The organism is Propionibacterium sp. (assembly GCF_047719395.1).
Classification (GTDB): domain Bacteria; phylum Actinomycetota; class Actinomycetes; order Propionibacteriales; family Propionibacteriaceae; genus Propionibacterium.
Genome location: NZ_JBDNTB010000025.1, coordinates 1 through 24610 on the forward strand (window position 1 = coordinate 1; position 24610 = coordinate 24610).

Consider the following 24610-nt stretch of genomic DNA (forward strand, 5'->3'; position numbering starts at 1 on the left):
CCCCCCCCCCCCCGGGGGGGGCCCCCCCCCCCCCCCCCCCCCCCCCCCCCCCCCCCGCGGGGGGGGGGGGCCCCCCCCCCCCACGGCGATGTTGATGGTCGAGGAGTACAGACCCATGACGAGTTCGGTGCGAGCCCTGAAGTCGCGGCCGATGAGCATCGGCACCACGAGATTACCGATGGTGAGCCCGGCACCGATGAGGAGTGTGCCGGCGAACAGCGCCTGAACACCACCGGCAGAGCGGAGGATCGAACCGGCGATCACCGCGCCGAGGCAGTAGAGCGCCCCATGATTGATGCCGGTCAGCCCGACAAGGCGTGACGCAAAGGGGGTGAGCACCCCGAAGCACAGCACCGGGACGGAGGTCACCAGACCTGCCACCACCGCATTGAGGCCCAGATCGGCCCTGATCTGCACCAGCAGCGGCGGGATCACGGTCACCGGTGCACGCAGGATGAGGCAGAAGACCAGCAGGGCCGCCAGCGGGGTCATGGCCCACATACGAGGCCGACGGGAACTGCCGGACGAGCCGGTGGGCTCCTCGTCCGGTTGTTGGGGTGGTGTCACTGATGCATCCTCTCACCAGCGCGATGTTCGGGGCGGGCAGGCCGGATCTCCCGCAGGCTTCCCCGCCGACCGTTCGGTTGCAGGTCTGGGGGCATCAGGCCGCGACTGCGGTCTCGACCTGGGCACCGCGTTTGGACCAGCCGTGCTTGGTGCGCCACCGCCCGATGACGCGGCAGACCAGATAGATCAAGAACGAGATGGTCGTCACATAGGGACTGATCGGCACCCGGCTGCCCAGCGACAGCAGGGTCCCACCCACCACGGACAGGAAGCCGAAGGCCATGCTGAGCACCGGCACCGTCTTCGGTGAGGCGGTCACGAGCATCGCTGCGGCCGCCGGGGTGCAGATGACCGAGAGCACCAGCAGGGCGCCGATGATCTGCACGGAGATGGCCACCGTGAGGCCGAGCAGCAGCATGAAGACTGCCGACAGCAGACCCACTGGCACGCCGCGGGCCTCGGCTACCTCCGGGTCGGTGCTGGCGAACAGCAGCGGTCTCCAGATGAACATCAGCGCAGCGGTGACGACGACACCGGTGATGATCAGCCAGCCGAGCTGTGGGGTGTCCACGGCCACGATCTGACCGGTGAGCAGACCGAACTTGTTGGCCGATCTGCCCTGGTAGAGCGACAGGAAGAGCACGCCGAGACCCAATCCGAAGGGCATGATCACACCGATGATCGAGTTGCGGTCCTTGGCCCGCGCACCCAGCGCCCCGATGACGCAGGCGGCCAGGATCGATCCGACCAATGAACCGGTGATGATGTTCGCGCCGAAGAACAGGGCGGCCGATGCACCGGCGAAGGACAGCTCGGAGACCCCGTGCACCGCGAAGGGCAGGTCGCGCATCATGACGAAGGTGCTCACCAGACCGCCGACCAGGCCGAGCACTGCGCCGGCGACCAGAGAATTGCGCACCAGGGCCAGCAAGGCGCCGTAGTCGGTGAAGTTGAAGATCTGACCCCATAATTCGGGGACTGCATGGATCTCCAGCAGGACAAGAAATGACTGCATCAGCTTTTGCTTTCCTCGTCCCGGGGTTCTTCGTGATGTGGCGGAATGTCCTCGGTCTCGGGGACACCGGCCACGATGATGCGATCCCCCACGTGCACCACGTCGACGGGGGTTCCGTACAGCTCGCTGAGCGTCTTCGAGGTGAAGACGTCGGCGATGGTGCCCACCCGGAAACGGCCGCCGGCCAGGTAGAGCACCCGGTCGACATAGGGCAGCACCGGGTTGATCTCGTGGGTCACGAAGACCACGGCGGTGCCGCGCATCCTTCGCCGCTGGTCGATCAATGAGGTGACGGTCCTCTGCGAACGGATGTCCAGTGAGAGCAGGGGCTCATCGCACAGCAGCACGGCGGGATCGCTGGCCAGCGCCTGGGCGATTCTCACCCGCTGCTGCTCCCCGCCGGACAACACCCCGACCGGCATATTGGCGAATTCCTCGGCACCCACCTGGCGCAGCGCGTCGTCGATGCGGAAACGCACCCTCTTGGAGACACGGGAGAAACCGAATTTGTGTCCATCCACGCCCTGGCGCACCAGATCGCGGGCGCGCAGGGGAGTACTGGCGTCCAGCCGGCGTTGCTGCGGCACGTAGCCGATCTCGCCGCTGCCGCGGCTCACCGGGTGCCCACAGACTGTGAGCTGGCCACCGGACAGGGGCTGCAGCCCGAGGATCACCTTGAGCAGGCTCGTCTTGCCCGAGCCATTTGCGCCGAGCACAGCGACGAACTCCCCCGGTTTCACGTCGAAGGTGAGCCCGGACCACAGCTTCCTGGTTCCGAAGCTGAGTTCGGCGCCATGCAGGCTGAGGACCGGAGCGGCGTCCACCTGTGCCCCGGATGCGGCGTCTGGGCGCACGCCGCTACCGGTCATCGTCATCAGCCCAGGGCCTTGGAAATGTTGTCCAGGTTCATCTGCATCCAGGAGATGTAGTTCTTGCCATCAGGCAGGGTCTCGGTAACGGGCACGACCGGGATGTTATTCGCCTTGGCGGCATTGAGCACTGCGGTCGTGGTGTCACCGGTGGTCTGCTCGTTGTAGGCGAGCAGCTTCACTCCCTTGTCGTTGAACAGATCAGTGGTCTCCTTGAGCACGCTGGCGGAGACATCGGTGCCGTTCTCGACGGCCTCGCTGAACTCCTCGGGGGTCTTGTTCTCCAAGCCGCAGGCCTCGAGCATGTACAGCGGCACGGGCTCGGTGATGGCCACCGGAGCGCCGTTGTGGGCCTGCTTGATGCCGGCCTCGTCATTCTGCAGACCGGAGACCTTGTCCTCGAAGGCCTTCTCGTTGGTGTCGTAGATGTGCTTGTTGGCCGGATCCTTCTCACCGAAGGTGTCCGAGATCTGCCTGGCGACCTTTGTCACGGTCGGGAAGTCATACCAGACGTGCTCGTTGAGGTCCTCGCCCGCAGGTGCCTTGATGCCGGAGATGTCCACGGCATTGAGCACGGTGGACGAGGAGTTGTTGGCGGTCTTCAGCATGTTGGCGACGAAGTCGTCGTAGCCGCCGCCGTTCTCGATGACGACCTGGGCCCTGGACAGGGCCAGCTGATTCTGGGTGCTGGCCTCGTAGGAGTGCGGATCGGCGCTGGGATCGGAGATGATCGAGGTGATGGACACGCCGTTGGCGTTCAGGCCGCCGGCGACCTGGGCGGCGACATCGCCCCAGACATTGGTCGATGCCACCACATTGATGACCGGGGCCACGGAGGACCCGGAGCTCGCTGCAGTGCTGCCACTGGTGCCCGAGCTGCAGGCGCTCAGGGCAGCCAGGCCCACCACCAGGGCAGACGCCATCAGCGACCGTCGACTGAACCTCATGTTTTCCCTCATCTCGTCGCGTGCAGTACTTCCCGCCGCTGGCATACCGGCTTGCGGTGACCGCAGCACAGTGTATAGACGAATGATTCTTATTAGCAAGTGATTCTGTGCCTCTCCCGAGTTCCTCGAGGCCGGAAGGGCGATCCTGGCAGAGTGGCACCGTGCTCACCGTCTCCGTGCCCGATACCGATCTGCTCACCCGCCTCCACGACATGTCCGACCGCGTCGATTTCGTGCACTGGGACCTGATGTCCTCGCTTCCCGGCGGCATCGCGGCACAGATCGAGGTGGTGCAGATCGGGCACTACTGGATCCACCCGGAGAGATGGACCCGACTGCGCGAACTGCCGAATCTGAAATATGTGATGCTGCCCTCGGCCGGTTTCGACCATGCTCTGCCACTGGTGCCGCCCGGCGTGACGATATGCAACGGCCGGGGAGTGCACTCCGCAGAGACCGCCGAACTCGCGGTGGGCATGATGATCGCCTCGCTGCGCGAACTGCCACAGGCATTCCAGGCCCAGCGCGAGGAGCGCTGGACCAATCCCTTGACGCCCTCGTTGGCAGACCAGCGGGTGCTGGTGATCGGCGCGGGCTCGGTGGCACAGGCTCTGGTGGCCCGGCTCCGGCCCTTCGAGGTGCAGATCACCGAGGTGGCACGCACCGCCCGCGATGGCGTGCACGCGATCTCGGAACTGCCGGACCTGCTGCCCGATGCGGACATCGTGGTGCTGGCCGTGCCCAATTCACCGAGTACCCGCCACCTGCTGGACGCGGCCGCACTGGCCGCTCTCCCCGACGATGCCCTGGTGGTCAATGTGGCCCGGGGCGGGGTTGTCGACACGGATGCTCTGGTGCGCGAGCTGACCAACGGGCGGCTGCATGCCGCACTGGACGTGACCGATCCCGAGCCGCTGCCGGCCGGTCATCCGCTCTGGCATGCCCCGAACACACTCATCACCGCGCACCAGGGTGGCAACACCACGGCCACCTATTCACGGGTGGCCGCCCTGCTGCGCCGCCAGCTGGAAGAGCTGCTGGCCGGGGAACAGCCGGAAAACATCGTCGCGCGCACCTGAACCCCGATGCTCGGTTTCGCTGGGACAATGGCAGGAGGCAGTGCGCGACATGAAAGGGGTCGGACGAGATCATGAGCACCATCACTGTGATCGGGGAGGCGCTGGTCGACATCGTGCCGGCAGACGGCCGGAGTCGTGAAATCCCCGGCGGCGGGCCCGCCAATGTTGCCTTCGGCCTGGCACGCCTGGGCGTCCCGGTGAATTTCTGGACCTGGATCGGGAACGACGAACGAGGCCGGCGAATCGCCGCCCACCTGCAATCCTCCGGCGTGCACCTCACCGAGGCCTCGCGCCAGGCAGCCCGCACGTCGACTGCCCGCGTCAGTGTCGACTCGGCAGGAGTTCCGAGCTACCACTTCGACGTGTCCTGGGATCTACCCGATGACCGGGCACCGGGCACCGACTGGATCCACATCGGTTCCATCGGGGCTTTTCTGGAGCCTGGCGCCGAAAAAGTACGCAACATCGTAGCGGCGGCCCGGCGCACGGGCAGCCTGGTGAGCTTCGACCCGAACATCCGGCCGGCCCTGATGGGTGACCACGACCAAGCTGTGATGTCCTTCGAGCATCTGGCGGCCGCCTGCGATGTCGTGAAGATGTCCGACGAGGACGCCGAGTGGCTCTACCCGGGCGCCTCGGCAGATGCCATGCTGGACAGCCTGCACGGCTACGGGGTGCGCCTCGCCGCGCTCACCCGCGGCGCCGACGGTTCAGTGCTGAGCAGTGGAGCCGACCATGTGCCGGTGGCCAGCCCGCAGGTGAGCGTGACGGATACCGTCGGTGCGGGTGACACCTACATGACGGCATTGTTGTGGCAGCTGATCGAACGCCCGCAGGACGGCTTCGCACTGTCCCAGGACGACCTCGCCGCAATGGGTGACATCTGCGCGCGGGCGGCGGCAATCACGGTGAGCCGGGAGGGTGCGGACCTGCCGACCCTTGAAGAACTGCGGGCGGCAACTCAGCGCTGAGAGCCTCCGGGACGAGCGCGGACCCGGATTCAGCTGTCAGCTGGTGGCGCTGCCGGGCCACCGTGTGGAATCACTGCGACTTCGGCTGGCGGTCATTAGTGTTCACCGAGGAGGAGCACCCCTGCCCACGATCAAGAAGGAAATCTGCAATGCCCAACGAGATCACCATCCCCACCGAATCGGAGGCGCCCCTCACCTCAGGGGGACCCCAACTCATCCATCGCATGGTCGCCGAGGCGATCGGCACGCTGGTCCTGGTCGCCGGCGGTGTTGGCACCGCGATCCTCGCCGCAGTCTTCCCGAGCGCTGACAACAATGTGACCGGCGTCGGGCACCTGGGCGTTGCGCTCGCCTTCGGCCTCACCGTCGTGGTGGGCGCCTATGCATTCGGTCCGATTTCCGGTGGCCACTTCAATCCCGCCATCACCCTCGGCGTGGCCGCTTCCGGGCGTTTCCCCTGGAAGGACGCCATCGGCTACATCATCGCCCAGATCGTCGGCGGTATCCTGGGCGCCGCACTCATCGCGCTGATCGCCTCGTCCAAGCCCGGCTTCTTCGCATCGGCCAGAGCCGCCGGATTCGCGTCCAATGGTTACGGTGCGCACTCCCCCGGCGGATTTGGCATCACCGGGGCGATCGTCGTGGAAGTCGTGTTCACCGCGATCTTCGTGCTCGTCGTGCTGGGCACCACCGCCAAGGTGGCTCCCGCCGGTTTCGCCCCGCTGGCCATCGGTCTGACGCTGTGCCTGATCCACCTCATCACCATCCCGGTCGACAACACCGCGGTGAACCCGGCCCGTTCGATCGCCGCGGCGGTCTTCGGTGGCTCGGCCAATCTGGCGCAGCTGTGGGTGTTCATCGTGTTCCCGATCATCGGCGGCCTCATCGCCGGTTTCGTCTACCGCCCGATCTTCGGCAAGAAGTTCACCGAAGCTGCGGAGAACTGATCTGGACTCCGGCACGGCATGTGGACCTCATGGCCCTGACACCACAGCCGGAGAACAAAGCCCCTGCGTCATCCTCGTGATGATCCGCAGGGGCTTTGTTCGTGGTGGACGTCAGCCCAATCCTCCACTCCTGCCCGTGCCGGGCGAGGTGAACGGCGAGTCGGAACCCCAGAAGAAGATGGCCTCACTGACCACCGACTGGGAGGCGGTGTTGAAGTCCTGCTTACGGATGATCGTGCCGGTTCCGTCCACCACCAGCAGTACCGGCGGATTCGGCAGTGCCGAGGCATTGGCCTGACCGGGTACGGGCGTCGAACCATAGGTGTAGAGCGCGTACGGACAGACATTGTCATCGGAGGCCAGTGCGCTGTCGGCCGTGCTCGACGTGATGGCGGCGCTCGTGGTGAAGTCATTGCACTGATCAGCGATCGACGGATCGTCTGGGATCGACCCGGTGTTCATCCGGCCCGGCTGGATGGTCAATCCGGTCTGGTCAGGGGTGTACATGGCAGTGGTAGAAGTGGTGAGCTGCCTGGCGACGCGATTGCCTGCGGTGTCGGTACTGAAGACCATCACCCGCAGATTCTGCAGACCATCGGCATTTCCGATGAGTAGCTGAATATCATCCGGGTTTCCGGAATAGGTGGGACCTTCAACCTTCTGGCCGATCTGGAAAGCCTGGAACTGCTCTGCGGTCAGTTGTCCTGCGCTTGGCGTGCTCGAGGCCGGGGCATTTCCGCCGTATCGCATGGAAGTCGACACCGGAGTGGGCTCATTTCCAGCACAACCGGAAAGTGCCAGCGCACCGACCACGCCCAGCAGACCGGCGATTCTGGTAATTCGCATCGGCTTCGACGCCATGTTGTCTCCTCGTTCTCCCCCATCCACCGTGCAAGAATTTCCAGGAGCGAGAATCCGATCGGAGAGCAAGAAGGAGTTCTCAGTGCTCCCGGGGTTGAGTGTATTGAAGTCCTCCCGGGCGGCGCAATCGAGCCTCGCCATGGCGCCTGGCTCCTCACCCGGATCCTCACCGGGCGAATTCATCGCAGACCTTTACCAGCTCCGCTGCGATGAGCGGTTCGAAAGCGGAATGGCCGGCCAGCACGATCCTCAGATCGGCGTGTGGCATTGCCCTTGCCAGATCATGGGCCGAGGTCGCGGGGCAGCACATGTCGTAGCGGCCCTGCACGATCACCGCGGGAATGCCTGTCAGGAGACCGGCATCGCGGATCAACTGGCCCTCGGGGACGAATCCGTGATTGACGAAGTAGTAGTTCTCGATGCGCGCGAAGGACAAGGCATAATCCGGATCTGCGAATTCGGCCACGTGCTGGGGATCGAATATCAGAGAGGTGGTTGCCGCCTCCCAGGTGGACCAGGCGACTGCGGCCGCACCGTGAATCGCAGGATCTGGATTCCACAACAGATCGAAATAGGCCGAAATATTGTCCTGGGAGAAATCATGTCTGGCCCTACGCAGCGGCTCGCAGAATTTCTCCCACAGCTCGGGGAAGACATTCGCCGCACCGCCGTTGTAGTACCAATTCAATTCCGGCTGACGCAGCATGAAAATGCCGCGCAGCACCAGTTCACTCACAACCTGCGGGTGCGCCTCGGCATAGCTGAGCGCCAGGAATGAACCCCAGGATCCGCCGAAGACCTGCCATTTCCCGATGCCGAGCTCGCCGCGCACCTGCTCCAGATCTGCGATGAGATTCTGCGTGGTGTTGGACGCCATCTCGCCGGGCGTTCGGGCCTCCGCGGCATGCGGAGTCGACTGACCGCAGCCGCGCTGGTCGGGCACCACGATGCGGTAGCGCGCCGGATCGAAGAACCGTCGGCGCTCGGTGCCGCCACCGCCGCCGGGGCCGCCGTGCAGGAAGACCACGGGCTTACCGAGCGGATTGCCGCACTGCTCCACATAGATGCTCTGGCCGCCCCGGGCAGGCATCATCCGGATGTCATAGGGCTCGATCTCCGGATAGAGCCCGCGCTCCGGCACGATCTGGAACTCCGGCGTCGCTGCAGTCATGGGTCGACCCTAGGCCCGCCGCCGGTCTCGTGCAGACCGGCGAGGTGCTCATCGCCGCCCGTTCCCTGCAGGGCCTCGCCGTCGCCGCGATGTCCCACTCACCTGCTCTGGGCCCGTCCCTGGCCAGGTTCTCCTTCTGGTGGGAGTCATCTCGACGCCGGAGATTCCGAATGTCCAGAAGTCCGGCAACGAGGCCGATGACGATCACGCTGATGCGTGGTCGTCATCGGCTGGTCGATCTGCGGTACTGCCAGTTCGCCAACGGGACGAAGACGACCAGCACGGCCGCTGCCCAGATCAAGGTGTAGAGCTCCGGGTTCTGCAGAGCCCATGACGTGGACACGTCCGTGCCGGGTTGCGCCACGACACTGGGATCGGTGTTGCCGAACAATTCACGAGCGGCTTGGGTGACAGCGGACACCGGATTCCATTCGGCGAAGGTCTGCAACGGACCCGGCAGCGTCGCGAGTGGCACGAAGGTATTGGCGACGAATGTCAGCGGGAAGATGATGATGAACGAGGCATTGTTCACCACCTCAGGGCTCGGCACGATCATCCCCACCCACGCCATGATCCATGAGATGGCGTAGGCGAAGACGAGCAGCAGCACGAAACCCCAGGCCGCCTCGAAGAATGACGTTCTGATCCGCCAGCCCACGACGAGCCCGGTCGCCGACATGACGGCCAGCACGATGAGGTTGTTGGCCACATCGGACAGGGTGCGGCCGGTGAGCACGGCCGAGGGGGACATGGGCAGGGACCGGAAGCGGTCCACGATGCCCTTCTTGACGTCCTCGGCCAGCCCCGCGCCCGTGATCGTTGCGCCGAAGATCACCGTCTGGGCGAAGATCCCGGCGATGAGGAACTCCCGGTAGGCCGCTCCCCCACCCTGCTGGTCGATCGCCCCGCCGAAGACATAGGCGAAGAGCAGCACGAACATGATGGGCGAGAGCGTTGTGAACACCAGCAGGTCCGGTACCCGCTTGATCTTGATGAGATTGCGTCGGGCGACGACGAAGGCATCGGACATCGTCTCGAACAGATTCATCGGTCTGCCTTTCTCGCGAGCGCGGGTTCATGCCGGTCGTCCTGCTCGTCCTCGCCGTTCTCCGCCGCATGCCCGGTGAGAATCATGAAGACGTCATCGAGGGTCGGCCGGCGCATCCCGAGGTCGTCGACTTCGATGCCCGCCTCGTCGAGCAGGCGCACCGCCTCCCCGAGAACCGCGGCACCGCCCGCGATGGGTATGACGAGCGAACGGTCGTGGTTCTCGACGGCTGCCGGGGCACTGCCCAGCGGCTCCAGAAGTCGCCTGGCCTCGCTGAACCGTGCGGGGTCGACGGCCGTGACCTCCAGGCGCTCACCGCCGACCTGGCGCTTCAGTTCGTCAGCGGTGCCCTGCGCGATGATCCGCCCGTGGTCGATGACGACGATGCGATCGGCCAGGGCGTCGGCCTCGTCGAGGTACTGCGTTGTGAGCAGCAATGTCGTGCCTCCGGCGATGAGCTCTCGCAGGACATCCCACGTGCCGCTCCGCGAGCGCGGGTCGAGACCGGTCGTGGGCTCGTCGAGGAACAGGACGGGCGGCTGCGCGACGAGTGCTCCGGCCAGGTCGAGGCGTCTGCGCATACCGCCCGAATAGGTCTTGGCCGGCCGGTTGGCTGCGTCCTCCAGGCCGAACTGGGCCAGCAGCTCGTGCGCTCGATCCCGGGATCTGCGCCGGCCGAGATGGTAGAGCCGACCGATCATCTCGAGGTTCTCGAAGCCGGTGAGGTACTCGTCGATCGCCGCGTACTGGCCTGACAGACCGATCTTGCGCCGCACCTCACGCGGCTCGTCCAGAACATCGGCCCCCGCGACCCGGGCCGATCCGCCATCGGGGCGCAGCAGGGTCGAGAGGATCCGCACGATGGTCGTCTTCCCCGCACCATTGGGACCCAGCAGGCCGAGCACACTGCCCTCGGGCACGGCGAGATCAACACCGCCGAGGGCGGTCACGTCCTTGTACCTTTTGATCAGGCCTGTGGCCTCTACGGCGTCAGTCACCTTTTCAAGGGTACGAGCCCCCTCACCATGAACCGGGCACCTGGCAATTCGCCTTTGGGTACTGTGCGCAGAGTCTGCGGCCCGCCCAGACCGTCACTCCCGCCACCGGACCGCAGTCCAGCGCACAGCTCCACCCGGCTCTGCGCCCAGACGACCTGCTACGGATGCTTGACGCCGGTTGGTTCCTCATGGCTGATGTGCTCGGTCTCGATCTGGAAGGTCGAGTGATTCACCGACACCTCGAAGTGCTCAGCCGCGCACTGTTTCACGGCATGGAGCACTTCCGCGGCATGACCGTCGGTGAAGCACTCATCCTCCACGACCACATGTGCAGTGATTGTCGGCAGGCCCGTCGCGATGGTCGACGCGTGCAGATCGTGGACGTCCCTGACGTGCTCGAGTTCGAGAATGTGCATGCGCACCTCATTGAGGTCGAGCCCCTTTGGGGTGAACTCCATGAGCACGCTTGTCGTCTCGCGCATCAGCTTGAATGCTCGAGGCACGATGAGGCACGCGATGAACAGGCCAGCGATCGCGTCTGCGCGCTGGAATCCGGTAGTGGCGATGACGATCGCAGCGATGATCACACCCAGTGAGCCCAGCGTGTCATTTAGTGCCTCGAGGAACGCAGCACGCATGTTGAAGTTCGCCCCTCGGCTCGAGGAGAGAATCAGGATCGCCGTGATGTTCGCCCCGAGTCCGATGATGCCGAAGAACAGCAGCTCGGTCGGGGGAACCTCTGAAGGTTCAAAGAGACGCCGAACTCCCTCGATCGCGGCATAGAGGCCGACCACCAGCAGCAGTGTCGCCTGACCCAGCGCCGCGAGGACCTCGATACGCCGGAACCCCCAGGTGTGCTGCGACGTCGCCGGCCGAAGCAGCAGCGTCGCGGCGACCAGTGCGACGAGAATCCCAGATGCGTCCGTGATCGCGTGCGCCGTATCGGTCAGCAGCGCAAGACTTCCCGTGATGACTGAACCAACGGCTTGGGCGACGACGATCGTCGCGGTGATGCCGAATACGATCCAGAGCTTCCGCCGAAAATCGCCGGGTTCTCCAGCCTCAGCCACGGTCGACCCGTGATCGTGTCCTCCGTCCATCGATGTTTCCTTTTTCTCTGCCTACCCGAACAATGCAGCTGACCCTGTAGATAACATCGCTGAACAGCGATGTTATCACGATGAAGCGCTGGCTCAGACCACGATGCGTACGCACGAACTTGGTCAGGTAAGTGAGAGTGATTCTCAGATCGGGATAATATCGATATATGACGATGCAAGCCGAAGGATCCCAAGAGCTGCCCCTCATCGCCGAATCGGAAGCGATGATCTCGGCCGCAGCCCTCTTCCGCAGTCTCGGTGATCCGTCACGCCTGGTGATCTTGCAGCATCTGCAGCTCGGCGAGCACCGCGTTGTCGATCTGGTGAAACACCTCGGACTCTCGCAGAGCACCGTGTCCAAGCATCTCGCCTGCCTGAAGGACACCGGCATGGTGATCTCACGCGCCGAGGGAAGGGCCTCGATGTACTCCCTCGCCCAGCCCGAAACCGTCATCGCAATCCTTGCGGCGGCCGAGAAGATGCTGGCACTCACCGGCGACGCGGTGTGCCTTTGCCCCATGCATCATGGAGACATCACAGCCGGCTGATGGGAGGGAAACGGCTCAGCTGGTCGTCGCAACACCCCAACGATGAACCATGGAGGTGTGCGATGGCGGGTTCTGGGAAGCCATGGCCGGAATGCCCAACAGCTGCGCCCAGATCCCCACGAACAACAGCGCCGTTCCCAACTGCCCATCCGTCAGGTCCGCCTGGTCCCGGACGACAGCTCCGCGCCCCGGGGCACCCTGGAACACGCCGAAGCAGGCGAACGGGGCCACGTCGCGGATGGGTTCCGCGGTCAACCGTGCGCGTCCCAGTGGAACCATCGGATTCCGATGAATGAGCATATGGCGACGTAACCGATGCAGGCGATCAGCGCGTGCGTGTCGGCGCCGCTCCACCCCGTGAGGCTCAGCGCGACCGTGTAGAGCTCGATCACGGCGCCAGTGGGCGACCACTGCGCCACGGTCTGGACGGTGCTGCCGAGGAGGCCGCTGACCCCGAGCAGGCCGAGCAGGATGAGCACGATGTAGAGCAGTCGCCCGACCGCATTCACGGTCGCCGCCGATCTGACCAGTGCGACGACCATCTGCCCGATGCTGAGGAACACGGCACCGCCGAGAAGCGACACCGCGACGACGAGGAGGTACTGCCCGATGGTGTAGGTGACGCCGTGCATGATGCTGAACACGACGATCACGACAACGGTGAGGGCGAGATCGGCGACGAGTTGCACCAGCAGCCGGCTGACCATGATCGTCCATGTCGGCGCGGGGGTCACCCGCAGCCGCTGGAGCACGCCCGCCTCGCGGTCGCGCGCCACGGTGAGCGAGTAGCCGATCAGGCTGGACGAGATCAGGCCGAATGTGAGCGCGAGGCCGACCTCGAAGCCGAGCGTGAGGAGGCTGGTGTCGCCGGGACTGAGGCTGGTGACGACAAGGATGAAGATCGGCACCGCGATGTTGAGCAGCAGCGTCCTGCTGCTGCGCAACAGCACCGTGAAGTCCGCCCGCAGCAGCGAGCGGAGGATCAGACCGAGGGACGGTCGCACCACCTCGACACCGGGGTCAGCCATCGGTGTCATCCTCGGTCAGTCCAATGAAGACGTCCTCCAGCGTCACCTCACCGCGCGCAGCTCTGAGAACCCGCGGATCGTTGCGGTGCTGGGCTATCAGGTTCGCCGGCGTGTCCAGCGCGAGCAGTGCGCCGTGATCGAGGATCGCGACGCGGTGGCAGACTGCCTGGGCTTCCTCCATCGAGTGCGTGGTCAGCACGACGCCTCCCCCAGCACCGCTGAGTCGTTCGATGCGGTCCCACAGCCGACGCCGCGACTGCGGGTCCAGCCCGGCGGTCGGTTCATCCAGCAGGAGGAGAACAGGTCGGTGAATGGTCGCGATGAACAGGGCGAGCCGCTGTTGCTGGCCGCCGGAGAGCTTCTTGAACCGCTTTCCGAGCTCGCCTCCCAGCCCGGCGGCCGTCATGGCCTCGGCAATCTCGGCGCGGGTGAGGGCGACCCCGTTCAACCCGGCGTAGAGCGCGACGAGCTGCTCGATGGTCAGCTCGGGTTGGAAACTGGATGCCTGCAACTGGACGCCGAGGGATGCCCTGGCGCGGAGCGGGTCGCGTTGTACGTCCACCCCGTCCACGAGGATGGCACCACCCTCGGGTGCAAGCAGGCCTTCGATGGCGCTCAGGGTGCTGGTCTTGCCAGCACCGTTCGGGCCCAACAGGCCGAAAATCTCACCGCGCGACACCTCGAAGCTCACGCCGCGGACAACGATTCTCGTCCCGTAGGCGACGACCAGCTCGTTGACTTCCAGAACCGGAGACGACTCGTCGTCGGGATGCGGGCGGGGAGAATCGGCCATCAGTCAAGCCCACGTGCACGTGGGCGCGCCACGGGCTTCTCGGAGTCGATCTGATGGCCTCGCTTCTCGACGAGGGGAAGGAAGATGGTGTCGACGATCTCCTCGATGACTTCGATCGGCACCGGCCTGAAGGTCATCAGGACTTCGAGCCGCAACAGGTCCAGGGCCAGTCGGGCGATCCGCGGTGTGATCGTGGCGGGATCGACCTCGCCGCGCGCCGCAGCGCGGTCCAGGACTGCTTCGATGCTGCTGGGGCCGTCTCCGACGATCACGTTCCGCAGGTCCGCCATGCTTGTTCCGGTCTCGCGGTAGAACTCGCCCAGCCGCGCGCTGACCATGATCGCCACGCTCACCCGGCCTTCGTTCGCTCTGCGCATGAGTGCGATCAGATCGCCGCGCAGCGTCCCGGTGTCGGGCACGGCGCCGCGCTCGGTCCGCAATCCGTGGACGAGGGCCGCCTGCACGAGCTCGGGCTTGCCCGCCCAGCGGCGGTAGATCACCGGTCGGCTCGTTCCCGCGCGCTCGGCGACCCCGTCGATGGTCAGTGCGTCATAGCCGCGCTCAGAGAGCTCCTGCCAGGCCGCGTCCAGCAGCGCCGACTCCAACGCCGCACCCCGGCGCCGCGTCTGCGGCTCCTCACTAAGAGACATTGCGTATCCTATTCTCCGGAGGTACGATCGGGCGACCACTGTTACAGATTGTATCTTAAGAGGGGCCATGGCCGAGGAACAACCGCTCGATCCCATCCTGAAGCGCACCGCCATCGTCGTCATCGTCGGCGGGCTGGCGGTTGTCTTCGACACCACGATCGTGAGCATGGCGCTGCACACACTCGTCACCGAGCTGAACACCACCGTCGACGTGATCCAGTGGGTGAGCACCGGATACCTGCTCGCTCTCGGCGTGACGATCCCGGTGGTCGGCTGGGCGCAGGCTCGGCTCGGAGGCAGACGTCTCTGGATGCTGTCCCTCGGGGTGTTCCTCGTCGCCTCGATCCTGTGCAGCCTCTCCTGGGATGCCTCCAGCCTCATCGCCTTCCGCGTGCTGCAAGGCATTGGCGGCGGGGCGATGCTGCCGCTGATGTCGACGCTCGTCGTGCAGGCAGCACACGGGCAAGACCTCGGCCGGGTCATCTCCACCCTCAGCCTGCCGACCGTGCTGGGCCCGATCCTCGGGCCGGTGCTCGGTGGCCTCATCCTGAACTTCCTGGACTGGCGCTGGCTGTTCTGGGTGAACGTGCCGTTCTGCGTGGTCAGCCTGATCCTTGCCTGGCTCCTGCTGCCGAAGGATGAGCCGGGTGGCCGGGTGAAGCTGGATGTGATCGGCCTGCTGCTGGTGTCGCCCTCCGTGATCGGCATGCTCTACGGACTGTCCAATGTGACCCGCGACGGAGGCTTCAGCCGCCTCGAGGTGCTGGCACCGACGATCGGCGGGGTCCTGCTGCTGGTCGGCTTCGTCGTCTGGGCGCTTCGCCGCGGCGGCGACGCGCTGGTCGACATCGGTCTGCTGGTGCATCGGCCACTCGCGGCATCCTCGGGACTGCTGTTCCTCTCCGGCATCGCTCTCTACGGCGTGATGCTTCTGCTGCCGCTCTACTGGCAGGAGATCCGCGGCGCAGACGCACTGGGCGCTGGATTCCTCCTGATCCCCCAAGGGCTCGGCACGCTTGCCAGCCGCTCGGTCGCGGGCCGTCTCACCGACCGATTCGGTGCCCGTTGGGTCTCCATTGTCGGCTTCGTGGTCGTGGGCCTTGCTACGGTGCCCTTTGCATTGTCGGGCACCTCAACGAATGAGTGGTTCCTCATGGCAGCCCTGCTCGTGCGCGGCGCCGGACTCGGTGCCGTCACGATCCCCCTCATGGCAGGCGCGTTCGTCGGCCTGGCACGACCCGAAGTACCCCACGCGAGCATCATCACCCGCATCGCCACACAGATCGGCGGATCGTTCGGCGTGGCCGTCCTCGCCGTCATCCTGCAAGCCGCCGCCATCGGCGCACAAACCCTCGCCGACGTCGCCGCAGCATTCGACCAGGCGTTCTGGTGGGCGGTCGGGTTCGCAGCGCTTGGCGCCGCGCTCTCCCCTCTGCTGCCTGCGCACCCGGATCATCCCATCCGCCCCTCATCTGCGCCAGTTCCTGCCGCTTCAGGCTGAGGCGGCCAAACTACTCGGGGTTCCACGATGCGGAGCGCTTCTCCGATCGGGAGAATCTGCTGACCGAGTACCACCGGCCCTCCGGACCGCCTCGGTCGAACCGGACGACGAGGACGTGGCCGCCGCCCTCGCGGGCGCCGGGGTCGCCTGGCTCAATTTTCTCCTCGACGCCGGCTCCCGGCTCCAGCCGTTTGCTGACTGAACTCGCGCAACACCGAAGTCCTCTCACCACCCGCGTCACCGGTATTCACGGTGCCCTGGGGCTCGAACAAGAGGGCGTGCACCTCATCGTCGGCCATCGGACAGTGCTCGACGCCCTTCGGGACAACGAACACATCATTCGGGCCGAGGACAACATCGCGGTCCCGCAGCTGGATCGTCAACTCACCACGAAGCACCATGAACAGTTCATCGGTGTCGGGATGCATGTGCCATACGAACTTGCCCTGAAGCTTGACGACCTTCACGTCATAGTCGTTGATGCTCGTCAGTCTGTGCGGCTGCCAGTATCCGGCAATCTGGGACAAGGCATCCTGCACGTTCCGCACATCGTCACTCATGTCCAGATTCTACGTACCTCGTGCCGGTCGCCGGCCTCTTGTGTGGCGATGCGATCCCGCAATGCCCGAACCCCAGCCCCTGATTCTGTGTGCCAAGGTTCGAGCCTTGTGCGCTGGTGCACCCAACGCACAAGGCTCGAACTTTGGCCCGATGAATCATCGGGCTGGGTTCGGGCCTTGTCCGCGTTCGCGGCCCAGGTGAGGGCGTCCGCGTTGACCTCGGGGTCCAGGAGCATTTCGAAGGGGCGGGCGTTCTCGGCTCGTACGTCGCCGTCCTCGTCGATGTAGATCTTGGTGAAGAACGCTTGGTTGCACAGGCGTCGGTTTGCGTCGTCGCAGCGGGCGTAGATCTCGGCGCAGTTCTCCAGGAGGTTGAGGGCATCGTCGAGGTGGGCTCGGGCGTCGGTGTACTCACCGTAGTGGGCGTCGATGCGCCGTGTGACTTGGTCGAGTTCGCCAAGGATGCGGTCCTGTTCCCGCTTGAGGACGGACAACGGGATGGCCTCGGCGTAGTGGGCCTGAAGGAGCCGGTCCTGTTCGTGTTCGAGACGGTCACGGTGGGCGGTGAGCTGTCCGAGTTCGTCGGCTTCGGCAGACATGAGCCGGTCGAACTCTGCGTGAATCATGCCGCTGAGTGCCTGGCGCTGGGCGTGGGTGACCTGGACTCGCTGGTAGTACTGCTCGATGAGGTGTTCGACCTCGTCGATGAGCATGGCCTGACGCGAGCAATCGGTTCGCTTGGCGTGACGCCCGGAGCAGACGAAGTACGGGTAGACGTTGCCGTAGCTGTTCTTGGCGTTGGAGACGATGAGCCTGGACCCGCACTGCCCGCAGTAAACGGTGCCCTTGAGATAGTGATCGTGCACTTGGGTGGCCTCCGATGCGGTCTTGTGAGCGGTGAGGACGGACTGGACCTGGTACCAGACTTGGGCCGGAACCAGCGGGGTGTGGGAGCCCTTGTAGAGGACTCCGCGGTAGGTGATCTCGCCCTTGTAGTAGGGATTGGTGAGCATCCGGTGGACGCTGGAGACGGCGAGCATCTTTGACGGGCGCTTCGGGGTGGCTGGGGTGGTGAGACCGCGTGAGGTCAGCTCGTCGTGTAGCTGGCTGACGGTCCAGTCGCCAGACGCGTAGGCCTTGAAGGCCCACTCGACGAGAGGTGCCCGATCCGGGTCAAAGTCGACGGTGCGGACTTCGCGTCCCAGTTCGTCCCGCTCACGGACGTTGAGGTAGCCGATGGGTGCCTTGCCGATCGTCCCGCCGCTGGCAGCCTTCTGGGTCATGCCTTTGATGACCTCGGTGGCCAGGTTGCGGGAGTAGAACTCGGCGATCGTTGACATGATGCCGTGTAACAGCATGCCCGAGGGCGTCTCGTCGATGTTCTCGGTGGCGGACACCAGCATGACCCCGGACTCCTGGAGTGCGAGGTGGATGGTGACGTCGTCGGCCCTGTTGCGTGCGAGACGATCGACCTTGTGGACGATGCAGTAGGCGACGCGGTGCTGTTTGACGTACTTGATCATCCGCATGAGGTCGGGGCGATCGGCCTTGCGGGCGGACTCGCCTGCATCAACGAACTCCTCGACGATAACTGCGCCGAGCTGCTCGGCCTTGCGCCTGTTGGCTTCCCGCTGGGCGGGGATGGAGAAGCCTTCGTCGGTGCCACCCTTCTCCGCTTGCTCCTTGGTGGAGACGCGTAGGTAGGACACCGCCTGTGCGGTGCCTTGGGGTGGGTCGATGAGACTGCGCACGGGGTCGGTGCGGATGGTGGGGTCTCGGTCAGTCATTTTGGTCCAACTCTCACGCGGTGCGTCCCTCGCGTCGGGTTGGAACGCCCGGCGGGGTGTTGCTTGTGAGAGGAACCCGAAGGCTCTAGGACTAGGCCGAATCGGCCACGTTTCGCGTGCCCGCCGTGGGCGGGGTTTAGGACCACAACACCCCACGTTTGACGCGAGGCTTGATGCTCATTCTACCGGCTGGACTGTCACTCCGACAGGGCCGTTTGGTCGGTCCCTCAAGGTCTCGGGCAGCTCGGTGGCCCGCGCATCGGCTCGCGCCTTGCCGGACTCCTGCAACGTGAGGCGTATGAGCGCTTCGGCGAGCTTGTGGATGTCGACCGGATTCCGGTGGACGGCTCGGACCGACAGAGACCGCTCATCGTTCGGACGCTGGCCCGTCTTCTTGGAGTACGTGCTCACTCGTCCCGCACCTCCCCGGTGTCGTGGTCGATGCTGGCGTAGAACGCGTCCTCGGCTTTCTGGCGGGCTTCAACCTGGTCAAGGACGAACTCGACGAAGTCTTCGTCACGGCCGACGATTGTCGTCTCTTCTGCGTGTTCGGCAGGTTCTTCCCCGGGCCAGGTGGTCTGCCGTGTGGGCCGGTCCCGGTCGAGGCGGGTGCCGGAGGCAGTCACCCAGTCGCGCAGTCTCTGGCGGGCATCAGCGAAGTCGCGATGCCACCCCAGCGGCGCGGAGCCGTTCTGATCAGGGTCGTAGGCACAGAGCCAGTGCAGGTGGAGGGCGGAGAGTTCCCAGAGCAGTTCGGGGTGGCGGTGCCAGTAGGGTGGGATGACGGAGGCCGGGAGTCCGTAGGTGTGGCGTAGCCAGTCGACCCACCGGTTCAGTTCGAGCAGTTCCTGCTCCAGGTCGGCAGCTGTGAGCAGGTTCCAGTTGATGGGGTGCGGAGGCTCGGCGACCAGGTTCTGCGTGTCGTCGTAGTCGGGCTGATCGTCAAACCCTGGCGTGTGCGAAGTCATGATGCGCTCCTCTCAACGTTCAGCGACCGAGCACCGGAGCGTTGGTCGTCGGCCGCCGCGACGGAGGGTTGAAGGCCCGCTCCTGTTCGCGTTGGACGGTTTCCCGAGCTGCGGAGGTACGGGGTGAGCGGTCGACGTCGTAGCGCGTTCGCACTGCGTCATGCCCCATCCGCTTGGCGACGAACTCCTCGCTTTCAACGGCCTGGCCTTCACGCTCGTAGTTGACCGGGCGGACATATCCCTCGGCCAAGAAGTTGTCGCCCTTGGAGAACCGGCTGCTCAGGCGTTCTGCTGAACGGCCGAACATCACCAAGTGGTGATACGTCGTCTCCATCTGCGTGAAGGTTCCGTCCTCTTCCCGTCGGAAGTGCTCTTGGCCGAACCTGAGGTATAAGCGAGGATCGCCCTTCGACGTAGTCGTGAGCTGCGGTTCCGACGCAATGAAGCCGGAAATGGACTGCTGCGCGTGGATGGCCATGGTGTGCTCCTGGAGTTCGTTAGTCACCCGGTGGTGACCGCTGTGCTAGGCAGGTGCACGTGGCTTCCCAGCGTTCGGCTACTCGGGGGCTGGGCTATTCGGCGCGGGGTGGCCGTTGCAGGAGGGCTTCGATGCTCGCGCGGTTTCGCGTGAGTTGGGTGGCGTCACTGCGTTTCGGCCAGGGATGCAGGTCGGTGATGATCGGCGGGGTGGAGCGCAGGAGGATGACTCCGGTGCCGAATGGGAGGGTGCGGATGCGGTCGGGTGGCAGGATCGGCACCCGGCGTACGGAGCGCTGGTTTGATCGGGTGCCGTGGTCGCCGAGGGTGATGGAATCGGTGTACTCGTCACGTTCACCGATGAGGGTGGCGAGGTCTTGAAGGTCTCGACTGTTGGAGGCACCGCCGAGGATGATCTTGACGATGCTGGCGTCCCAGATGGCTCCGGCCTGGTTCTCGCTCCACTTGTCCCTGGCCTGGGCCAGGGATTGGAGGACGGGCATGGTCGTGATCCCGGTGCCTCCGCCTTCAGCCATCAGGGTCGGCAGGGATGGGAGTGGTGCGAGGTTGCCGATCTCGTCCAGGGCGAGAAGGAGTGGTGGGTCGAGTCGTGCGCCCGGGCTGCGGGCGGCCATCCGACGGGCGGTTTCGACGAGGTCCTCCACGAACGCGGCGACGAGGGCGGCGCTGTTGCCTGCCCCTGCTCCGGTAGCGAGGAGGTAGAGGGTGCCCTTGTCTTGGATGAAGGCTTCGGGGTCGAACTGCTCACCGGGCCCGGGGCTGACGGCGTCGAGGACGCGGGGGTCGGCCAGGGCTGCCAGTGCGAGGGAGACGCCTTGCCAGATGGAGTCACGGGTTCGGGGGTCGGCGTCGATCATGGCTTCTAGGGATTCAGCCCAGCCTGTCGCTGAGTGGGGTGAACCGGTGAGGATGGCGACGGCGTCTGCCGCGGCGGAGGGGTCGAGGGTCCAGCGGAACAGTTCGGCGGGTGTGCGGTGATCCAACGCGGCCGCATGGAGGAGGGCTTGAAGGGCGACGCGGGTCTTGCCTTCCCAGAATCCGCCTCCGTCGACCCCTCCGTCGGCGAGGCCGGTCGCGGCGGCGAGCCCGGTGGCGCGGATCATGGCGGTGAGTGGGTCGTCGCAGCCGCGGATGGGCGACCAGCGCAGCCCGGCGGGAACGCCTTCGGCCAGGTGCTGGGGGTCGAACACGGCGACGGTCCCGATCTGCTGCCGGGCCGTGAGGGTGGCGGTGAGATTGTCGGGCCGGGTGCTGGTGGTGACCACGGCACCGGGTGCGTCGAGGATCGCGGGGATGACGATGTGTAGGCCCTTGCCGGAGCGTGGCGGGCCGATGAGGAGGATGGAGTCTTCAACACTGGCCCACACCTGTTTGCCCTTCGACTGGCCGAGCAGGAACCCCACATCGTGAGGTTCTGGCGTATCGAGGGACGGGCGGAGTGTCCCGGCTCGGCGGACCAGCGCTTTCGCGGAGGCGGCTGTGGCGACTTCGTGGCCGGTGGCCGTACCCGCCAACCGGTGTGGGTCCACATCGACTGCTCGGGAGTGGCGTCGCCACTTGATCCACACCCAGGCACCAGCCGCCCCGAGGAGGCCGAGCATGAGCGTCAGGGTGATCCAGTAGGCGATGGGGCTGAGCCCGGCGGCGTGGAGCGCACCTGCGGGATCTCCCGGATTGAACAGGACCGCCACCCCACTGGCGATTCCTGCCTGTGGCTGCTTGGCGCCGGTCACGAATGCAGCGACAGACCCTGCACCACGGATGGCGAGGATGAGGCCGAAGAGGGCAGCGAGCCCGACCATGAGGATGTTCGTCAGCTCGTCACCCATCGAGCCGGATTGGCGCTGCGTGCTCATGGCACCCGCCGAGTCACGACCCGAGCCGAGGTAGTCCCGACCAGCACAATGTCGGCGCCGCCCGTGGGCAGTTCTCCGAGATTCAGTGTCACGCGGACGGTCCCAGCCGCGGTCGCTTCAGTGGTGCTCCGGACGAGGGCGATGGTGACGTCTTCGCCCGGTTGGAACCCGGCCCCGGTCACCTCGATGGTTTCTGGCGTGTGGCGGTGCCGGGCCCGACGAGGCGCGGGCGACTCATCGGTCGAGTCGGGATGTGGGGTGCGGGCGGCACGGATGATGTCGGTGAAGGTGCTGCCGTCGGACTCGTGGATTTCGACTCGGATGGTTCGCGTGCGGTCCGCGGTGAGGGCGTCGAGGAGTTCCCCGAACCGCCTTTTCGTCCATGGTGCCGTTGGCGAGGGCGGCGGATATTCGGCGCCGTCCAAACTGACGGTAAGGACCCCGTAGGGGTCGACCGTGATGGTGGCCAGCGGCAGGCTGACCGGTGTCTCGTCGGGGGCGGCGGAGTGGCTGTGGTGAATACTCATGCCGATCAGGTGCACCGGGCGTCCCTGACGTCAGCTGGTCATGCGGGTGGTGGTGTCGAAGAGGGCGAGTTCGTCGGGGTGGAGCTGGTGCTGGCAGACGAAGGAGCGGTCTTTGATGCGCCAGAGGCCTTGCCCGACGCCGAGGCCGGGAAGGAGTTTCTGCTCCGTGCCGGTCAGCCCGAGGGTTCGGGCCGTGGTTCCGAGCTGGTCGGATTCTTGCCGGTAGATGATCCTGGTCTCCGCATTGGCCAGGAGGCTGTTGGCGAGGGATCGCATGGCAGAGCCTTGGTCGCCGACGTTTTCCAGGTCGGTGAGTTTGTGGAAGATCAGCATGTTGGCGATGCCGTAGTGGCGGGCGAGTCGCCAGTGCGCATCCATGCGCTTCAGGAGGGCGGGGTGGGACATGAGGCGCCAGGCCTCGTCGTAGATGCACCAGCGCTGCCCGCCTGCCGGGTCCAGCAGGGCCGACTCCATCCACGCGCTGGAGCAGGTCATCAGCACCGAGATCAACGTGGAGTTCTCGGTCACGCGGGACAGGTCGAGGGAGATCATCGGCAGCGTCGGGTCGAAGGTGACGGTTGAGGGCCCGTCGAAGAGCCCGGCCAGGTCGCCCGCGACGAGGCGGCGTAGGGCGTGGCCGACGAGGCGCCCATCCTCGGCGAGCCTCCCATCCGGGTCGGCAGACGTGCTGGGGTTGAGAATGTGGTCGACGACCATGGGCAGGATCGGCACATCATTGCCCCGCACTGTCTCTGTCAAGGCAGTGTCGATGGCGGTGTGTTCCAACGGAGACAGGGGTCTGGTGAGTACGGTTTCGGCCAGTGCGCCGATGAGGTCGCGGCGTCGGGATGCGATGGTGGAGGCCCATTCGGCATCCTTCATCCCTGCGGGGCGGTATCCCTCATCCAAGGGGTTGAGGCGGGTTGACATGCCGTGTCCGAGGACGATGGCCCGGCCGCCGACGGCTTCGGCGACGGCGGTGTGTTCACCTTTCGGGTCTCCGGGTACGTAGACGCGCCGCCCGAATGGGAGTGAGCGGGTGTAGAGGCTCTTGGCCAGTGAGGACTTGCCCGAGCCGACGATGCCCGCGAGGACCAGGTTGGGTGCGGTTATGACGCCGCGGGCGTAGAGCACCCACGGGTCGTACACGAAGCTGCCACCCGAGTAGAGGTCCTGCCCAACGAAGACCCCATCGGAACCCAGGCCACCTTCGGCGAGGAACGGGTAGGCCCCGGCCAGGGTTGCGGAGGTGTCCTGATGACGCGGGAGCCGAAACTTGCCAGGTGAACGTAGCTGTGCGGGTCCGGGCTCACCGGCGGAAGGCAGGTACGTGGTCGCTTTCCGCTCGGCGCGCTCTGCAGCGGCTTTGGTTCTGGCCGCCTCGCGTTCGGCGGCTCGCTGCTCGGCCTGGAGTCGGGCCGCAGCCTGGCGGCGCTGCTTGCGCAGACGTCGCCGTTCCTTCGCCGGGGCAACAAGCACTGCCGTGTGTAGAGTCTCGGGTTCTTCGCCGGTCACAGTCCGAGCCCCCGTGACTGCTTGACCGCGGCGGCACCCGGGTGCTCAAACCAGGACCCGTCGGGCACCGCCCTCATCGCCTCAGCATGCGCCATAGCCGGACGGGTGGGTTCGTCGTCGAGAACGTCGTCGGGTTCGATGGTGTGGAGGCGGTAGAGGCCGACGTGGCCGAAGGAGTGGTTGTAGGTCATCTGGTAGTCCCCGTCGCGGACTTCTCGATCCAGCATGCCTGCGGGTGGGAGGTCGTAGACATGGCCGTCTTCCATCGCCGCGTCGGTCGTCTCGTCCCCGTAGTCCCAATTCTTCAAGTACTCCATCGCGGTATCCGGGCCGTCGCGGTCGATCACGTCGAGGACCTCGTCCGCCTCCGAATCCTGGAGGAACACCACGGAGACCCAGCGGCGCACGGGTACTTGTTCGGTGGAGGGTTCGGTGTGCCAGGCGATCCGCCCTGCTGCCGACATCGCGACATTGAGCCGGTCTTCTGCCTGATCAATGAGCGTCGCGGTCTGGTGGAGTTCGTCGGCTACGGCCAGAGCATCGGCAGATCCGGATGCGTGATCCCCGTAGTCGTCGAAGGCCAGGTCCCGGCCGCTGGCGTGAGCGGTGCTCAGCTGGTCAAGGACCTGCCGCAGCGACCGCACCCCTGACAGCAGATCACCGAGCACCAAGTACATGTCCTGCGGATGCTCGATGGTCCGGGTGGCGTGCGCAAGCCCGCGCAGAGCCTCGGATGCTTCCCCGGCGTCCGCGCCGGGATCGTAGAACGTGGGCATGACGGCCTCCCTCATAGTCGTGTGGAAGGC

At 65.6% G+C, this 24610-nt stretch carries 26 protein-coding genes; 5 read left to right on the forward strand and 21 right to left on the reverse strand.

Annotated features, from left to right (window positions below; all coding sequences use genetic code 11):
• The 4 genes from ABF648_RS05950 to ABF648_RS05965 all read right to left on the reverse strand — a co-directional run.
• The coding region (locus ABF648_RS05950) for a CynX/NimT family MFS transporter (protein ID WP_415631378.1) at positions 1-567 on the reverse strand (567 nt) is incomplete at its 3' end.
• 94 nt (positions 568-661) lie between these two features.
• Positions 662-1582 carry a metal ABC transporter permease gene (locus ABF648_RS05955; RefSeq protein WP_415631379.1) on the reverse strand — a complete coding sequence of 307 codons (921 nt, stop codon included), beginning with the start codon at positions 1580-1582 and terminating at the stop codon, positions 662-664.
• The gene (locus tag ABF648_RS05960; protein ID WP_415631380.1) at positions 1582-2457 is read right to left on the reverse strand and encodes a metal ABC transporter ATP-binding protein; all 876 of its coding nucleotides are present in this window, start codon (positions 2455-2457) and stop codon (positions 1582-1584) included. Before ABF648_RS05960 ends, ABF648_RS05955 begins: the two co-directional genes overlap by 1 nt.
• On the reverse strand, positions 2457-3398 hold the full coding sequence (locus tag ABF648_RS05965) for a metal ABC transporter solute-binding protein, Zn/Mn family (protein WP_415631381.1): 942 nt from the start codon (positions 3396-3398) through the stop codon (positions 2457-2459). The genes ABF648_RS05960 and ABF648_RS05965 overlap by 1 nt, the downstream gene beginning before the upstream one ends.
• A 161-nt stretch (positions 3399-3559) precedes the next feature.
• On the opposite strand from ABF648_RS05965, the gene ABF648_RS05970 reads away from it, so the two are divergent.
• The 3 genes from ABF648_RS05970 to aqpZ all read left to right on the forward strand — a co-directional run bounded on the left by ABF648_RS05970 (position 3560) and on the right by aqpZ (position 6395).
• Positions 3560-4477, forward strand: coding sequence for a 2-hydroxyacid dehydrogenase (locus ABF648_RS05970; RefSeq protein ID WP_415631382.1), 918 nt, complete (start codon positions 3560-3562; stop codon positions 4475-4477).
• 71 nt (positions 4478-4548) lie between these two features.
• Positions 4549-5448: a carbohydrate kinase family protein gene (locus ABF648_RS05975; protein ID WP_415631383.1), complete on the forward strand. Its 900-nt coding sequence runs from the start codon at positions 4549-4551 to the stop codon at positions 5446-5448.
• Between the two features lie 149 nt (positions 5449-5597).
• Complete coding sequence (gene aqpZ / locus ABF648_RS05980) at positions 5598-6395, forward strand: aquaporin Z (protein ID WP_415631384.1); 798 nt, start codon at positions 5598-5600, stop codon at positions 6393-6395.
• 111 nt (positions 6396-6506) lie between these two features.
• Here aqpZ and ABF648_RS05985 read toward each other — a convergent pair whose 3' ends face one another.
• The 5 genes from ABF648_RS05985 to ABF648_RS06005 all read right to left on the reverse strand — a co-directional run bounded on the left by ABF648_RS05985 (position 6507) and on the right by ABF648_RS06005 (position 11573).
• Positions 6507-7256 carry a hypothetical protein gene (locus ABF648_RS05985; RefSeq protein ID WP_415631385.1) on the reverse strand — a complete coding sequence of 250 codons (750 nt, stop codon included), beginning with the start codon at positions 7254-7256 and terminating at the stop codon, positions 6507-6509.
• 166 nt (positions 7257-7422) lie between these two features.
• Entirely contained in the window at positions 7423-8427 is a 1005-nt protein-coding gene (pip, locus tag ABF648_RS05990; protein ID WP_415631386.1) for a prolyl aminopeptidase, read from the reverse strand.
• A 223-nt stretch (positions 8428-8650) separates the two neighbouring features.
• A complete protein-coding gene (locus ABF648_RS05995; RefSeq protein ID WP_415631387.1) occupies positions 8651-9475 on the reverse strand; it encodes an ABC transporter permease in 825 nt (274 codons plus the stop codon).
• Complete coding sequence (locus ABF648_RS06000; protein ID WP_415631388.1) at positions 9472-10473, reverse strand: ATP-binding cassette domain-containing protein; 1002 nt, start codon at positions 10471-10473, stop codon at positions 9472-9474. The genes ABF648_RS05995 and ABF648_RS06000 overlap by 4 nt, the downstream gene beginning before the upstream one ends.
• Positions 10474-10631: 158 nt before the next feature.
• Entirely contained in the window at positions 10632-11573 is a 942-nt protein-coding gene (locus tag ABF648_RS06005; protein WP_415631389.1) for a cation diffusion facilitator family transporter, read from the reverse strand.
• A 167-nt stretch (positions 11574-11740) separates the two neighbouring features.
• Between ABF648_RS06005 and ABF648_RS06010 the strand changes: the two genes are divergently transcribed.
• Entirely contained in the window at positions 11741-12121 is a 381-nt protein-coding gene (locus tag ABF648_RS06010; protein ID WP_415631390.1) for an ArsR/SmtB family transcription factor, read from the forward strand.
• 251 nt (positions 12122-12372) lie between these two features.
• Here the strand turns inward: ABF648_RS06010 and ABF648_RS06015 are convergent, their stop codons facing one another.
• Genes ABF648_RS06015 through ABF648_RS06025 form a run of 3 tightly spaced genes read right to left on the reverse strand, consistent with a single transcriptional unit; the run spans position 12373 to position 14592 of the window.
• Positions 12373-13149 carry an ABC transporter permease gene (locus tag ABF648_RS06015; protein ID WP_415631391.1) on the reverse strand — a complete coding sequence of 259 codons (777 nt, stop codon included), beginning with the start codon at positions 13147-13149 and terminating at the stop codon, positions 12373-12375.
• A complete protein-coding gene (locus tag ABF648_RS06020; RefSeq protein ID WP_415631392.1) occupies positions 13142-13942 on the reverse strand; it encodes an ABC transporter ATP-binding protein in 801 nt (266 codons plus the stop codon). The genes ABF648_RS06015 and ABF648_RS06020 overlap by 8 nt, the downstream gene beginning before the upstream one ends.
• Positions 13942-14592, reverse strand: coding sequence for a TetR/AcrR family transcriptional regulator (locus tag ABF648_RS06025; RefSeq protein ID WP_415631393.1), 651 nt, complete (start codon positions 14590-14592; stop codon positions 13942-13944). Before ABF648_RS06025 ends, ABF648_RS06020 begins: the two co-directional genes overlap by 1 nt.
• Positions 14593-14659: 67 nt before the next feature.
• Here ABF648_RS06025 and ABF648_RS06030 point away from each other — a divergent pair, with 67 nt between their 5' ends.
• Complete coding sequence (locus tag ABF648_RS06030; RefSeq protein ID WP_415631394.1) at positions 14660-16093, forward strand: MDR family MFS transporter; 1434 nt, start codon at positions 14660-14662, stop codon at positions 16091-16093.
• Between the two features lie 152 nt (positions 16094-16245).
• Here ABF648_RS06030 and ABF648_RS06035 read toward each other — a convergent pair whose 3' ends face one another.
• The 9 genes from ABF648_RS06035 to ABF648_RS06075 all read right to left on the reverse strand — a co-directional run bounded on the left by ABF648_RS06035 (position 16246) and on the right by ABF648_RS06075 (position 24580).
• The gene (locus tag ABF648_RS06035; RefSeq protein WP_415631395.1) at positions 16246-16653 is read right to left on the reverse strand and encodes a cupin domain-containing protein; all 408 of its coding nucleotides are present in this window, start codon (positions 16651-16653) and stop codon (positions 16246-16248) included.
• Positions 16650-18440 (reverse strand): recombinase family protein, encoded by a 1791-nt coding sequence (locus ABF648_RS06040; RefSeq protein WP_415631396.1) that lies wholly within the window; start codon positions 18438-18440, stop codon positions 16650-16652. Before ABF648_RS06040 ends, ABF648_RS06035 begins: the two co-directional genes overlap by 4 nt.
• Positions 18441-18617: 177 nt before the next feature.
• Positions 18618-18851 (reverse strand): hypothetical protein, encoded by a 234-nt coding sequence (locus tag ABF648_RS06045; RefSeq protein WP_415631397.1) that lies wholly within the window; start codon positions 18849-18851, stop codon positions 18618-18620.
• On the reverse strand, positions 18848-19408 hold the full coding sequence (locus tag ABF648_RS06050) for a hypothetical protein (RefSeq protein ID WP_415631398.1): 561 nt from the start codon (positions 19406-19408) through the stop codon (positions 18848-18850). Before ABF648_RS06050 ends, ABF648_RS06045 begins: the two co-directional genes overlap by 4 nt.
• 19 nt (positions 19409-19427) lie before the next feature.
• Positions 19428-19886, reverse strand: a complete 459-nt coding sequence (locus tag ABF648_RS06055) for a single-stranded DNA-binding protein (protein WP_415631399.1) — start codon at positions 19884-19886, stop codon at positions 19428-19430.
• A gap of 94 nt (positions 19887-19980) precedes the next feature.
• On the reverse strand, positions 19981-21762 hold the full coding sequence (locus ABF648_RS06060) for a type IV secretory system conjugative DNA transfer family protein (protein WP_415631400.1): 1782 nt from the start codon (positions 21760-21762) through the stop codon (positions 19981-19983).
• Complete coding sequence (locus ABF648_RS06065; protein ID WP_415631401.1) at positions 21759-22289, reverse strand: hypothetical protein; 531 nt, start codon at positions 22287-22289, stop codon at positions 21759-21761. Before ABF648_RS06065 ends, ABF648_RS06060 begins: the two co-directional genes overlap by 4 nt.
• A gap of 30 nt (positions 22290-22319) precedes the next feature.
• The gene (locus ABF648_RS06070; RefSeq protein WP_415631402.1) at positions 22320-23768 is read right to left on the reverse strand and encodes a VirB4 family type IV secretion system protein; all 1449 of its coding nucleotides are present in this window, start codon (positions 23766-23768) and stop codon (positions 22320-22322) included.
• Between the two features lie 32 nt (positions 23769-23800).
• Positions 23801-24580, reverse strand: coding sequence for a hypothetical protein (locus ABF648_RS06075; RefSeq protein ID WP_415631403.1), 780 nt, complete (start codon positions 24578-24580; stop codon positions 23801-23803).
• Positions 24581-24610 lie beyond the last annotated feature (30 nt).